General features: G+C 65.4%; 13 protein-coding genes. 5 read left to right on the top strand and 8 right to left on the bottom strand.

All coding sequences use genetic code 11. The annotated features are described in order from the left end of the window. Positions 1-170: 170 nt before the first annotated feature. Together EPN29_02645 and EPN29_02640 are read right to left on the bottom strand one after the other, a co-directional pair. Positions 171-1,310 carry a hypothetical protein gene (locus EPN29_02645; GenBank protein TAN34590.1) on the bottom strand — a complete coding sequence of 380 codons (1,140 nt, stop codon included), beginning with the start codon at positions 1,308-1,310 and terminating at the stop codon, positions 171-173. A 200-nt stretch (positions 1,311-1,510) separates the two neighbouring features. Next, the gene (locus tag EPN29_02640) at positions 1,511-1,954 is read right to left on the bottom strand and encodes a hypothetical protein (GenBank protein ID TAN34589.1); all 444 of its coding nucleotides are present in this window, start codon (positions 1,952-1,954) and stop codon (positions 1,511-1,513) included. 321 nt (positions 1,955-2,275) lie between these two features. Here EPN29_02640 and EPN29_02635 point away from each other — a divergent pair, with 321 nt between their 5' ends. The 5 genes from EPN29_02635 (at position 2,276) to EPN29_02615 (ending at position 5,417) form a co-directional block, all read left to right on the top strand. Beyond that, positions 2,276-3,070 (top strand): hypothetical protein, encoded by a 795-nt coding sequence (locus tag EPN29_02635; GenBank protein ID TAN34588.1) that lies wholly within the window; start codon positions 2,276-2,278, stop codon positions 3,068-3,070. Positions 3,071-3,126: 56 nt separating this feature from the next. Next, complete coding sequence (locus EPN29_02630) at positions 3,127-3,579, top strand: twin-arginine translocation signal domain-containing protein (GenBank protein ID TAN34587.1); 453 nt, start codon at positions 3,127-3,129, stop codon at positions 3,577-3,579. Positions 3,580-3,642: 63 nt separating this feature from the next. After that, entirely contained in the window at positions 3,643-4,023 is a 381-nt protein-coding gene (locus EPN29_02625; protein TAN34586.1) for a hypothetical protein, read from the top strand. A gap of 118 nt (positions 4,024-4,141) precedes the next feature. Next, positions 4,142-4,684 carry an RNA polymerase sigma factor gene (locus tag EPN29_02620; protein TAN34585.1) on the top strand — a complete coding sequence of 181 codons (543 nt, stop codon included), beginning with the start codon at positions 4,142-4,144 and terminating at the stop codon, positions 4,682-4,684. A 1-nt stretch (position 4,685) separates the two neighbouring features. Next, positions 4,686-5,417 (top strand): hypothetical protein, encoded by a 732-nt coding sequence (locus EPN29_02615; GenBank protein TAN34584.1) that lies wholly within the window; start codon positions 4,686-4,688, stop codon positions 5,415-5,417. 10 nt (positions 5,418-5,427) lie between these two features. Here the strand turns inward: EPN29_02615 and EPN29_02610 are convergent, their stop codons facing one another. From EPN29_02610 to EPN29_02585, 6 genes are read right to left on the bottom strand one after another with little or no spacing between them, the layout of a single operon-like run. Continuing rightward, entirely contained in the window at positions 5,428-6,930 is a 1,503-nt protein-coding gene (locus tag EPN29_02610; GenBank protein ID TAN34583.1) for a DUF2079 domain-containing protein, read from the bottom strand. A 10-nt stretch (positions 6,931-6,940) separates the two neighbouring features. Continuing rightward, on the bottom strand, positions 6,941-7,963 hold the full coding sequence (gene gmd, locus EPN29_02605; GenBank protein TAN34582.1) for a GDP-mannose 4,6-dehydratase: 1,023 nt from the start codon (positions 7,961-7,963) through the stop codon (positions 6,941-6,943). Between the two features lie 13 nt (positions 7,964-7,976). After that, complete coding sequence (locus tag EPN29_02600) at positions 7,977-9,509, bottom strand: hypothetical protein (protein TAN34581.1); 1,533 nt, start codon at positions 9,507-9,509, stop codon at positions 7,977-7,979. 18 nt (positions 9,510-9,527) lie between these two features. Next, entirely contained in the window at positions 9,528-10,298 is a 771-nt protein-coding gene (locus EPN29_02595) for a hydroxylase (protein TAN34580.1), read from the bottom strand. After that, entirely contained in the window at positions 10,295-11,224 is a 930-nt protein-coding gene (locus tag EPN29_02590) for an NAD(P)-dependent oxidoreductase (GenBank protein ID TAN34579.1), read from the bottom strand. Before EPN29_02590 ends, EPN29_02595 begins: the two co-directional genes overlap by 4 nt. Then, positions 11,203-11,652, bottom strand: a complete 450-nt coding sequence (locus EPN29_02585; protein ID TAN34591.1) for a dTDP-4-dehydrorhamnose 3,5-epimerase — start codon at positions 11,650-11,652, stop codon at positions 11,203-11,205. The genes EPN29_02590 and EPN29_02585 overlap by 22 nt, the downstream gene beginning before the upstream one ends. Positions 11,653-11,657 lie beyond the last annotated feature (5 nt).

Raw genomic sequence — 11,657 nt, 5'->3', positions numbered from 1 at the left:
TGCTCGACGACGATGGCCTCGACGATGTAGCGATCGCGATTGGACATGACCACCTCCGGATTTGGTGGTGTCCACTATGTCTTGCGACATCTGTCCACTATGTGCTGAAACCACACACCTCCCGCTCCGCCATTTTTTGTTCAAAAGAGGGCCGCTCCTGACCTGCGATCCTATCCGCCTTCACCACGGCCGGCTCCTCGTGCGAGCCAAAGAGCGAACAGGGGGTTCGCGACCTGCCAGCCGCCTGGGCCCAGCTCCACTTTCTCGGCCGACTCCAACGCCTTCAGTGCCCGATGGGAACTGGAATCGGCACGCAGGTGCGCGCGGTCCAGGAAGTCTCGTGACGTGACCGAGCGCGTCGGCTCCATGGCGAGGGCGCGAATCAGGTGACGCTGGTTGGAGGCCAAGTCTTGGTACATGACCTCGAAGTACTGCCGTTCCCTCTTGAGCACGATCGAGACCGCATGCTCGGCGGCCGCCTCGTCTATTGCCTTGGTCCCGGCCTCGAACGCCTCGAAGGCGAGACGCTGCACGTATGCCGGCACCCCGCGGGCACGCAAAAAGAGAAGTCGCGCGGCCCCCTCAGACATCCTTCTGCCTTCCGCCTCAGCACGGGAGCGGAGGAAGGCGATCATGTCCGCCTCGGGCACCAGCTCCAGCGTCATCAATTCGCCGACGCCGAGCAGCGGCGCGCCAGGCCCATTGTGCAGTTCGTGCATCACGTGGCGGCGGGAGCCGGATAGGACAAGACTGACCCCGCGCAACTCCAGGTCGGTCAAGCTCTTGAAGAGTCCGGGCAGCGCCGGATCGATTTCGGCCACCTTTTGGAACTCGTCAATAACGAGGCTGACCGGATGCTTGTCCGAGCCGGCCTCCCTCAGGAGGCCCATCAAGCGCCGGATCTCGCTCGTCCAGTCGCTCTGCGGCTTGAAGGGCGCCAGGCTGACCCTGTAGCCGTCCTTCTCCAGCGAGACAGTCGCGCCCGGCACCGCGGCCAGAATGCGGAGGATCTGCTCCATGCCTCCTCGGATCCAGCCCAGCGGTCCCCGGACGACGGCGGTCGCCAACTCCTGAGCCACGTCCTGCCGGGTCTGGCACCAGAAGAGGTTGGCCAGGCCGGTGCGCCCGCCTCGCCTGCGCACCGCAGCCTGCGCGTTGAGGATCAGCGAGGTCTTCCCGAATCGGCGCGGCGAGATCAGGATGACGTTCTGGCCAGTCACCATCCGCGAGGTCAGGGTTTTCAACTCCTCGGCACGGTCGGTGAAGGCGTCTCCGATCACGGGATCTGAAAACTCGAACGGGTTTGGCATCGCGCAATCAGCGTACCGCACATTGCGGTACGCATCAAGCGGTCAGTGATTATCCAGGCACGACGGAAACGGTCCGACCGTCAGACATCGTGGACGCCCCAAGACGCTCGATCGATCCGGCTTCTCCTCGTCCGCTCGGCGATTCCAAACCGCATGCGCCGCGATGCCGATTTTCCGTGCGCTAGCCGCCCGCTCTTGCCTTACGTGTGGGCTGGAACCTGCGCTTCCAGGAGTTCCTTCGCCGTGTCGAGCTGAGCCTGGAATTGCTTCTTCGCGATCCGGCCGAGGATCGGCTCGCCGATTTTGAAGAACCCGCCTGGCTCGCCTTCGAAGATTCCCATCACCTTGGTCCCGCCACCTTCGGCTTCGAAGGTGTTGGTCACTATGAGCGGGAATGGTTTCTCGGCCTTGGTCGCGTGTCGCTTGTTGAGCTCGTGCTCGGTAACCTCAAACGTCCCCTCGATCCTCCGGCCCAGGAATCGGGCCTTGGACTGCACTCTGCTTCCGACCCTGATTGGAGTTTCGGAGGGAGTCGCCTCCTCGACGATCGAGTTCCACTCGGGCAGCTTGCTGTAATCAACCATGTACTTGAACACCTCTGCCAGAGGTCGATCGATATGCACGGAGACTTCGAATTTCACCATCCGGATTCAACCTCCCTGCTGCCTTGAACCTACCCCGGGCGGGCTAGCGCATCTCTCGTCATACGCTCCTTGGCTGGGCATTTCAAGCGGGCGGCGCGACCTCGTGCAACCCCCAGGAGTTCACCGGGATCGATGGCCTCACCGTTGTTCGGGTGCCGCACCCCGACCATCCGTAGGAACCACACCACGGCCTGACCCTCAACCGGCGCCGTGCGCGGCTTTCACATCGATTCCGGCCGGGCCTAATGTCCTATGGACGCTGCCCACCCCGTGTGCTAAACCCGATGAGTTCCGAGGGGCCTTCAGTAGGAGGTGGGGGTTATGCATCTACTTGGTCGCAAGCTGCCCAGCATCCTGAGCGCCGGTGCTGTGGCGGCATTGTTCACGGCGTCGGGGGTCGTCAATGCCGCGGCGGCCTTCCCCGACACCACCTGCGCCAGCGGGACCGTCGCGGCCGGCACGTATCACTCGCTCACGATCACCGGTTTCTGCAAGGTCGATGGTGGGAACGTGATGGTGCAGCGCAACGTGACCATCGCGCCAGGGGGAGCGTTGCTGGCAGCCTTCTCCGGCTCCGACCTGACGATCGGGCGCGACATGTTGATCCAGACCGGGGGCAAGCTCGGGCTGGGCTGCGAGCCGGTGGAGTTCCCGTGCTTCAACAATTCCGCCGGGCATACCAACCACAGCATCGGCCGCAACCTGGTGGCTGAGAACGCGACATTGGTCGTCGTGCACCGCAGCCACATCGTGGGCGAGGTCGCAGAGACCGGCGGGGGCGGAGGTCTCACCTGCGCTCCTCTCTTCACGAATGGCCCTCCGCCTTTCACCGACTACACGGACAACATGATTGGGGGAGACGTCACGGTCGCCCGCTTGCACACCTGCTGGGACGGGTTCCTCCGCAACAAGGTCGGGGGCACCGTCAACTGGAACGACAACCACACGGTGATGGCCGACGGCAACCTGATGAGCACCAACACGATCCATCACAACCTCAACTGCTTCGAAAACTCGCCCAAGCCGCACCTGAGCGACTTCACGCCCGTGAAGAACACGGTGTTCGGCACCGCCAGGGGCCAGTGCACCGCGCTGTCGGTTCCACCCGCGCTCTAGGTTCTGACCAAGAGAGGGCCCAACCGGGCCCTCTCCCGATATCCGGAGGAGGTGAGATGAGGTTAGACGGCATCGACTTTGGCGCCATCTGGCAGGAGCGGTATGGCGACCTCGCGGTCGGCCATGCCCATTTCTGGGACCGAGCGCTGTCGAGGCGGCAGTTCATCGGCGCGGCCTCGGCGGCGACGGGCGCAGCCCTGACCTCAGGGCTCTGGTCGCCACTGGCGGTATTGGCGGACGACGACGGTCTTGTCATGCCCCGGCCGGTGGGCCAGAACTTCCAACCGCTGGGGCGCGGAACCGAAATCTTCCACTTCGCTCTCCCGGGGACAGGCGATCCGTCGACCATCGGAGACTTCAAAGGCACGGTGGGGATCGTCGACATCGAAGGCAACGGCAGCGACTCGGCCGGCAATGCGCTCACGTTCGGGGCCGACATGCGCTTCATGAGAGGCAGCTACATCGGGGTCGACGGGGAGCGTCACCGGGGTGCCTTCGCCTTCATCTGACTGGACGTCTTCAAGAGCCGGTCTGGCTCCACGACTCAGATCCACGACTTCGATCCAGGCAACGTGCCGGGCGGCCTTTTCTGGACGATCCGGATTCCAAGCCACGCGGTCAGAGCGGACCCTGACGCGGGCAAGGCCTCCCTGCGAGTCCACAACCTGGCGACCCGTGACTTCAGGGACGTCGTCAACGCGCTGCAGCACGGTTCATCCGTGCCGGGCACCGTTTCGTTCGACGTCGAGTGGACGGGGGCCGTTGGCAGGGGAACTACGACAGGTTCGAACTTCCGCTTCCGCTTCGTCAAGACCACCGCTCACATCAAGTGGTCGGGCAGCTCGTCGACAGGCAACTTTCACTCCAGCTCCATGAACCAGAACGTCAAGTTCGCGGAGCTCGGGCACGACCGCAACGGCGCGTTCCTCAACGACGCCGGCGAGGAGGACTGAGGGGCCCCAGACGCCGAGGTTGCCGGCAGCGCTCTCAGCCGGCAGCCTCGGGCCAACGACCTCAAGTGCACGCCGGCTGCAACCAAGAGCCCGCCTGCCGCATCGAATAGGCAGGAACATGTCCAGTGCAGTGTTGGAACAGCGGCCCCAGATCCTGGCCCGCGCCGTGCAGGGCGACGCCGGCTCCTTCTCCTTCCTCATCGCCCCGTTGCTGGATCCCGCCTACCGGCTGGCGGCGGTGATGCTGGGCGATCGGCCGGCGGCCGAGGACGCCGTCCAGGAGGCCTCGATCAAGGCCTGGCGCAAGCTGCGCCAGCTCAAGGGGGATGGCGGCTCCCTGCGCGCCTGGTTCCTTTCCATCGTCGCCAACGAGTGCCGGATGGCTCGCCGCCAGCGCTGGTGGTCGGTGCTCAGGGTGGCCGAGATCACGGCGGCACGTTCGGCCGGCGACTGGGGTGATGACACGCCGTCCGACCTGAAGCGCGCGGTCCTCCGGCTGAGCCCGGACGATCGCCTCCCGCTGGTGCTGCACTTCTACTTAGACCTGCCACTCGAAGAGGTGGCGCGGACGCTCGGCCTTTCGCCCGCGGCCGCCAAATCGCGCATCTACCGCGCCGCCAAGAAACTGCGCTCCGGCCTGACGCTCGAGGAGGTGTTCTGAGATGAGCGACGGGAACTTCCGCCGCGAGCTCAACGACGCGTTCGACGCCATCAGCGGCTCGCCCAGCCCGGCGCTGCCCGACCGGGTCCGGTCGTCCCTGCTCGAAGGTGCGCCCGAGCGCAGGGGGCCGTTCTGGATCGCCGGCCTGGCGGCCGCCGTGATGGCGGCGGTGATCATCGGCATCCTGTTCGTGGCCAACCCGGGCAACCGCCCTGCCAACGTGGTGCCCGGAGGTACGAACCCGACCCCGAGCGCGAGCCCGTCGCCGACCGCCTCGACGTCGCCGGACACCAACCTGCCGCCGTTCGTGTGCGCGTCGTCCGCTCCCATCACGTCGCCGCAGGCGCCGGCGGTGGCGTTCATCGACGGCCTGCGCACCGGCACCCACACCGGCTACGACCGGCTGACGGTCGAGTTCAACAACGGGCAGCCCAGCAGCATCGAGCTGCGGCCCCAGTCGGGGACGACGTTCACCCGATCGCCTCGTGGCGATACGGTCACGCTCGCGGGCCGGAACGGCATCCTGGTGACCATCCACGGCGCCGACGCGCATACCGCATACACGGGAGCGACCGACATCACGACGAGCTACCCCAGTTTGGTCGAGGTTCGCGTGGTGCAGGATTTCGAGGGCGTGGTCCAGTTGGGTTTGGGGATCTCCGGACCGGCGTGCTACCGCGCCTTCATCCTCACCAGCCCCACCCGCCTGGTGATCGATATCCAGGCGGGCTAGTCAGCGCCGATCAACGCTTGCGAAGCAACGAGAGGCCGTAGCCGGCGGCGACCTGGTCGTATCCCGCCGCCTCGACCGCCGCCACCTGGGCTTGAAAGGCAGGCAGGTCGTAACCGGACCCCTCGTAGTCGAGGACCACCCACCCGGCATCCTGCACGCCCTCGTACCCATAGTCGTAGATGTACCGGCGCTCGGAGAGATGGCTGGGGAAGCCGTTCTCGGCGGAGACGCGAGCTCCCGGCGGGATCCGGGCGAGCGCCGGCAGGAAGGCGGCGTAGCGCGTCTCGGGCTGGAACTGGCCGGGGTTGAACTTGCGAGAAAACGGCAAGTCGCCGTACGCCCAGCTGAAGAAGAAAGAGCTCACCATCACCGCCGCCATGGCCCGCTTGCGCGCCAGCTCACGGAGGCGTGCAAGCGCCAGGATCGAGGTCCCAAGGACCAGGGGGATGAGAGGGGCCGAGTACTGAGAGGTGAAGGAGTATTGCGGCTCGTAGCTGGATAAAAGCAGGTAGCCCAGGGTCGGCAGCAACACGACCGACGCCCAGCCCGCGAGCGCGCTGAGCCCGAGCACCGGGCCGAAGAGGCCGGTGACGAAGTAAACCTTCTTGGGCTGCAGGAGGACGCGCGCGATGCGCGCCGGATCGCTCACCAGCGTGCGGAGGATCCCGAGCGGGCTGCCACCCACCTGCCCGTAGCGGCCGGCAATGTAGGGGTAGGGCCGGCCGCCGCCGAAGTATGGGATCGCCGCCTGGATGATGGCGGCGAAGGCGAGCAGACTCCCCGCCAGCACTCCAAGCCCGAGCTTCCAGTCGCGCTTACTGAGCAGGACGTAGGCGCCGAAGCCGGTGCCGACCAGGGGCATCTCCTCCTTGATCAGGAACGTCGAGGCAAGGCTGAGCAGGAACCAGCCGATCCGGCCGCGCTCGAGAAAGTAGAGGGCGAAGCCCAGGGGCGCCACGGCCAGCGCCACCTCGTGGAAGTCGTAGGTGCTGATGAAGGCGAGTGGCAGGAACAGGAAGTAGGCCGCCACCCAGGCAAGCCGGTACCCGGCCGGCAACTTGAGTTGGGCAAGCAGGTACACCGGCCAGGCGCCCAGGGCGAGCGCAGCGGTCTGGATGACCAGCAGCGTCTCGGGGTGCGGATACGCGTAGTAGAAGGGCACCAGAAGCCAGAAGGCGGGCGAGAAGTGGTCGCCGAGCAGGGAGTGGGGGACGGGCAGCGCCTGGCTCATGGTCGATTCCAAGGGCCGGCCCTGGGTGGTGTTCCAAAAGACTTGATCGAAGAGGCCGAGGTCGAAGCCGAACGAATGGTAGGTGCGGTGGCGGAGCACGGCGAGCGTCGAGTAGAGGAGGAAGTAGGCGGCGGCCACACCGAACGCGGTCAAGCCCTCGCGGCGCAAGAGGACCGCGCGAGCGCGCCCCAACACTGATCGCCAATCATGGCCGTTGCGCGACCAAAAGCGCGAAGGAGCTACAGAAACGAGCCGGGACGCACCTCGCGTTCCGGCCGGCAGGCGGCCGGCCTCAGTCCGGGAGCGGCGCGCGCAGGTGCTTGGCCGGGTCGACGCCCTCGAGCGTCAGGTCGTGCTCGAGCATCTCGTGGACCAATTCGTCAAAGGTGGTCTTCGGCTTCCAACCCAGCTTCGCGGCCGCCTTGGAGGAGTCGCCGCGAAGCTCGTGCACGTCGGCGGGCCGCAGGTAAGCCTCGTCCACGACGACGTACTTCTTCCAATCCAGACCGGCCATCCCAAAGGCCGCTTCGACAAAGTCGCGAACTGACCGCATCATGCCGGTGGCGATGACGTAGTCGTCCGGCTCGTCCTGCTGCAGCATGAGCCACATCGCCTCGACGTAGTCCCGCGCGTGGCCCCAGTCGCGCTTGGAGTCCAGGTTGCCCAGGCGAAGCTTGTCGGTCTTACCGGCCAGGATCTGAGCGATGCCGCGCGTCACCTTGCGCGTGACAAAGTTTTCGCCGCGGCGAGGCGACTCGTGGTTGAACAGGATCCCGCTGCACGCAAACAGCTCGTGCGCCTCCCGATAGTTGACCGTCATCCAGTGGGCGTACAGCTTGGCGGCGGCATATGGGCTCCGCGGGTGGAATGGTGAGGTTTCGCTCTGGGGAGGAGGGGTGAGTCCGAACATCTCGGAGGTTGAGGCCTGGTAGAACCGCGTGGGCAGTCCCGCGGTCCGGATCGCGTCCAACAATCGGGTCGTGCCCAGGCCGTCAGCGTCGCCGGTGTATTCCGGCTGGTCGAAGGAGATCTGGACGTGGCTCTGCGCCGCCAGGTTGTAGATCTCGTCCGGCCGGATGGTCTTGACCAGCCGATTGAGGCCGCCCGAGTCGGTCATGTCGCCGTAGTGGAGGACGAATTTGGAACCTTCTGGATGGCTCGGATTGGCGTGCTGGAGGTGGTCGATGCGGCCGCGGTTCATGCTCGACGACCGGCGGACGACTCCATGGACCTCGTAGCCCTTGGCCAGCAGGAGCTCGGCGAGGTACGAGCCATCCTGGCCGGTGATGCCTGTGATGAGTGCGGTTTGCGCCATCTCAGTGGAAAGTCTAGGGTTTGGCCAGTTCGCCAGGAGACCGGAGCGAACCTCTGAGTCGCTGGAGTGTTTGCCGCAGCGTCTCCTTCAGGTCCGCACCGATCATGGCATTGGCTCCAACCGCGAACGCGGCCGTCGCGACGAGGTATGCGGCGACGAGGACCGGCAACGTGAATGTCCCAACGGCGCTCACCACCAGCCACGCGACTCCGTAGGTCACCGCTGCCAGGCCAAGTGCCTTGGCCACATGCCCATACCAGGCCCAGGGGCTGCTCTGCAGACATTCCCGACAGATCCTCGGGACCATGTAGCTGTACATGAACAGGTGGTAGAAGACCCAGGAGAAACCGGCGCCCGGCAATCCGAACACGAAGATCAGCAGCACAGTCACGGGCAGCACGACCAGGAGCGCGTACGTGTTCGTGCGGGCAGCGATCTGGGGCTTACCCACCGCGACCGAGAGCGTGTATGGAACGGTCAGCGTCCCATTCATCCATGAGCCTAGCGCGAGAAACGCGGTGGGCAGCAAGAGGCGCTGCGCCACGCCGGCGTTGAAGACATAGCCGTAAACCGGCAGCGCCGCAAAGCAGATGCCTGTGAAGAGCGGCAGCGTCCCGTAGCACACGAGGTCCTGCAGCTTGCGGTACTGCTGCAGGAGGCGAAGCCGGTCGCCCGCGGCGAACAGCTCCGAGAACGACGGGAACGCGGCCTGAGCCGAGGCCACTGTGACCAGCGCCGCCCGGTTCACCGTCGACCATACGAAGCTGTAGAAGCCGAACTCCGCGATCGGCAGCAGCTTGCTCACGATCACCTGCGCGGCTTGTGTGTGGACCAGCGAGAGGGTCGAGATCACCATCATGTGGCTCGTGAAGGCCAGGTTCCGGCGGATCACCGGCACCGAGAACATCGGGGTCAGTGCTCCTGAACCGAACAGCCGGGCGGCGGTGATCACGTAAGCGGCGATGGTCAGGAGCGCGTTGATGGAGATCCAGGCCGCGACCGCGTACGCCCGATCGCCGACTAGCAGGATGAGCAAGATGCCCGCCTGCTGCGTGAGGGCCGCGCCGACGTCGATGGCGTTGTTCAAGTGCATCATCTGCCGGCCCCGGATCAGGCTGGCGTAGAGGCTTCGCGGCAGCGCCACCAGCGACGTGGCGCTCATGACTCGCAGCAAGGTCGCGGCGGTCTGCGAATCGATCGTGCGCAGGTTGACCCAGTGGCTCACCAGGAGCGGGGCGGTGACCCAGATGACCGCCACCAGCACGAGGCCGGCACCCCAGTAAAGCGCTGAGGCCGTCCGGATGAGGGTCCGGACGTACTCCGGCTCGGACTTCATCCGGCTCGAGACCTCGCGCACGATGGTCGAGGAGACGCCGAGCTCGAGGGCGCTCGAGAGCACAGTCGTCAGGACGATGTTGAAGAAGATGATCCCGAAGACGTCGTCCCCGAGACGCCGGAAGATGAACCGGACCGCGATCAGGCTGACGACTAGGACCAGGCTCTGGCCCGTGACGTTGTAGATGACGTTCTTGGTGAGCCGGGTCATCTCAGCCCACCATAGCGGCTACTGGCGGCGCTTTTTCACCCGCTTCAGGAAGCCGCCTGGACAGTGGGTCACCTTGAGCCGGTTGTAGTAGGGATCGACTTGGAATTCGTCGTTCTCTTCGATGTACTCCCGCACCGCGTGCCACGGGTTGTCCCTGTCCCAGGTCGGTGAGCCGCCCGGAGCGTCCGTCAGCACCTGCATCACGCCGTCGAAGACAACCACATAGCTCTCCGGCGTCACCAGGGGTGCGTACATGCGCAACTCCTTGGCCACGTGCGCCGCGGTGTGGTTGGAGTCAAGCGCCACCAGCACCTTGTCGTCGGGCTGGATGAGGCGACGCACCTCGTCGACCGTCGCCGGCTCGACCGAGCTTCCCTCGATGAGAGTGAAGCGGCGGCTCAGCGGGTGGCTCTGCAGCGCGAGCCGGTTGTACTTTCGGATCTCGACGTCGACCCCGATCACGTGGCCCTTGCCGAGCAGCTCGAGCATCGATGCGTAGAGGACGACCGCGCCGCCATGCGCCACACCGCACTCGATGATGACGTCCGGGCGGACCTTCCAGATGAGCTCCTGCATCATCACGATGTCTTCCGGCGTCTGGATGATGGGGATGCCCAGCCACGTGGGCTCGTAGCTGATCTTCTGCTGCCAGCCCGAGCGCGTGAACAGGTTGGAGACGACCTTGAACCCCTCGGGTGTGTAGATGTCCAGCTCCCGCGGGCCGTCGTCGGTGTTGACTTTGATCTTCGAGTGGGGTCTCTGTTCGAAGAGTTCGGGTTCGTCTGTCATGCGGCTTTCCTCCACCATTCGATCGTCTGAGCGAGCCCATCCCGCAGCGCATAGCGGGGCGCCCAATGAGCCTCGGTGCGCAACCTGTGGTTATCTCCGCAGACGTACTCGGGGTCCCGCTCGCGATTGGGGAGGGCGCCCAGGCGGATCAGCTCTGGTCGACCCAGGAGCTCGCCCAAGGTCCGCATGAGGTCGGCAATGGTAACAGGCTCGGACGAGCACACATTGAACGCTCCGCTGAGCCTGTGGCGGCTCAGCGCACACAACCCCGAGGCGACGTCCTCGACGTGCAGATAATCGCGCACCTGCTCTCCGGATGTGCCGGCAAACGCACGGCCGGCGCTCAACGCCTTGATCGCGGCGGGCACCACTCTCCGCTCGTCCTCGTACGGCCCGTACAGGTAGAAGAGGCGCGCCCACGCCAGGCCCATGCCCAGCTGCGCCGCCCGCTGCGCGGCGACGAGGTAGAAGGCCAGCTTGGCCGCCGCGTACAGGGTGAACGGCCTGACGGGCGAGTCTTCGGTTAGCGTCGTCCTCTGCATCTGGTATTCGAAGCAGGTCCCGATGCCGACCAGGTGCAGGCAGCCGGCGTTCGCCAGTCGCTCCAGAAAGTCGAAGCTCGAGCGCAGAGAATCGAGGTTGCGCGCGGAGTCCAGGTACTTGCCCGGTTCAGCGAACCAGGCGGCATGGATGCAGGCGTCAGGTTTGCAGGCCTCGAGCAGCCGCGCGATCGCGGCGCTGTCAGCCAGGTCGGCTTCGAGGACCTGTACCCGGTCGATGACTCCCTCCAGGCGGCGACGCAAGCTCCCTGGGCGCACGATGACCGCCACGTCCTCGCCGGAGGCGACCAGCTGGCGCACGACCTGAGAGCCGACGAATCCGGTCGCACCGGTGACCAGGACGGTCACCGTTCCTTGACAGACCAGTCGTACGGGATGTGATTCTGGTGCGGATCGAGGCGAATCGACTTCGCCTGCTCGTGAGGGATGTCGATCAGGTCAGCGATGATGGCCGGCTCTCGGCCCATCCCCTTGAAACCGTTCCAGAGGTCGGGCGGGATCACCACCAGCGAGTAGTTGTCAGGCCCCAAGAACAGCTCCATCAGCTCGCCCTTCGTAGGCGAGCTAGCGCGCTCGTCATAGATCACCAGCTTCACTCGGCCGTGGATGCAGGCGTAGTGCAGGGTCATGTTCTCGTGGCGGTGCCAGCCCTTGACGACACCTGGGTACACGGTCGAGAAGTAGATCTCGCCGAACCCGGAGAAGTGCGGGTCGGTCGCCTTGAGCATGTGGTAGATCGTCCCGCGCTCGTCGGGTATGCGCCGCAAAGGCACGACCTTGACGCCGTCGATCATCTCGT

The organism is bacterium (genome assembly GCA_004299235.1).
GTDB lineage: Bacteria > Chloroflexota > Dormibacteria > Dormibacterales > Dormibacteraceae > SCQL01.
This window is presented reverse-complemented; position numbering and strand designations above follow the sequence as displayed.

Bases quoted from the DNA above. Each gene is read 5' to 3' on its own strand.
- EPN29_02645 (TAN34590.1), bottom strand. From the start codon at position 1,310: ATGCCAAACCCGTTCGAGTTTTCAGATCCCGTGATCGGAGACGCCTTC.
- EPN29_02640 (TAN34589.1), bottom strand. From the start codon at position 1,954: ATGGTGAAATTCGAAGTCTCCGTGCATATCGATCGACCTCTGGCAGAG.
- EPN29_02635 (TAN34588.1), top strand. From the start codon at position 2,276: ATGCATCTACTTGGTCGCAAGCTGCCCAGCATCCTGAGCGCCGGTGCT.
- EPN29_02630 (TAN34587.1), top strand. From the start codon at position 3,127: ATGAGGTTAGACGGCATCGACTTTGGCGCCATCTGGCAGGAGCGGTAT.
- EPN29_02620 (TAN34585.1), top strand. From the start codon at position 4,142: ATGTCCAGTGCAGTGTTGGAACAGCGGCCCCAGATCCTGGCCCGCGCC.
- EPN29_02615 (TAN34584.1), top strand. From the start codon at position 4,686: ATGAGCGACGGGAACTTCCGCCGCGAGCTCAACGACGCGTTCGACGCC.
- gmd (TAN34582.1), bottom strand. From the start codon at position 7,963: ATGGCGCAAACCGCACTCATCACAGGCATCACCGGCCAGGATGGCTCG.
- EPN29_02600 (TAN34581.1), bottom strand. From the start codon at position 9,509: ATGACCCGGCTCACCAAGAACGTCATCTACAACGTCACGGGCCAGAGC.
- EPN29_02595 (TAN34580.1), bottom strand. From the start codon at position 10,298: ATGACAGACGAACCCGAACTCTTCGAACAGAGACCCCACTCGAAGATC.
- EPN29_02585 (TAN34591.1), bottom strand. From the start codon at position 11,652: ATGATCGACGGCGTCAAGGTCGTGCCTTTGCGGCGCATACCCGACGAG.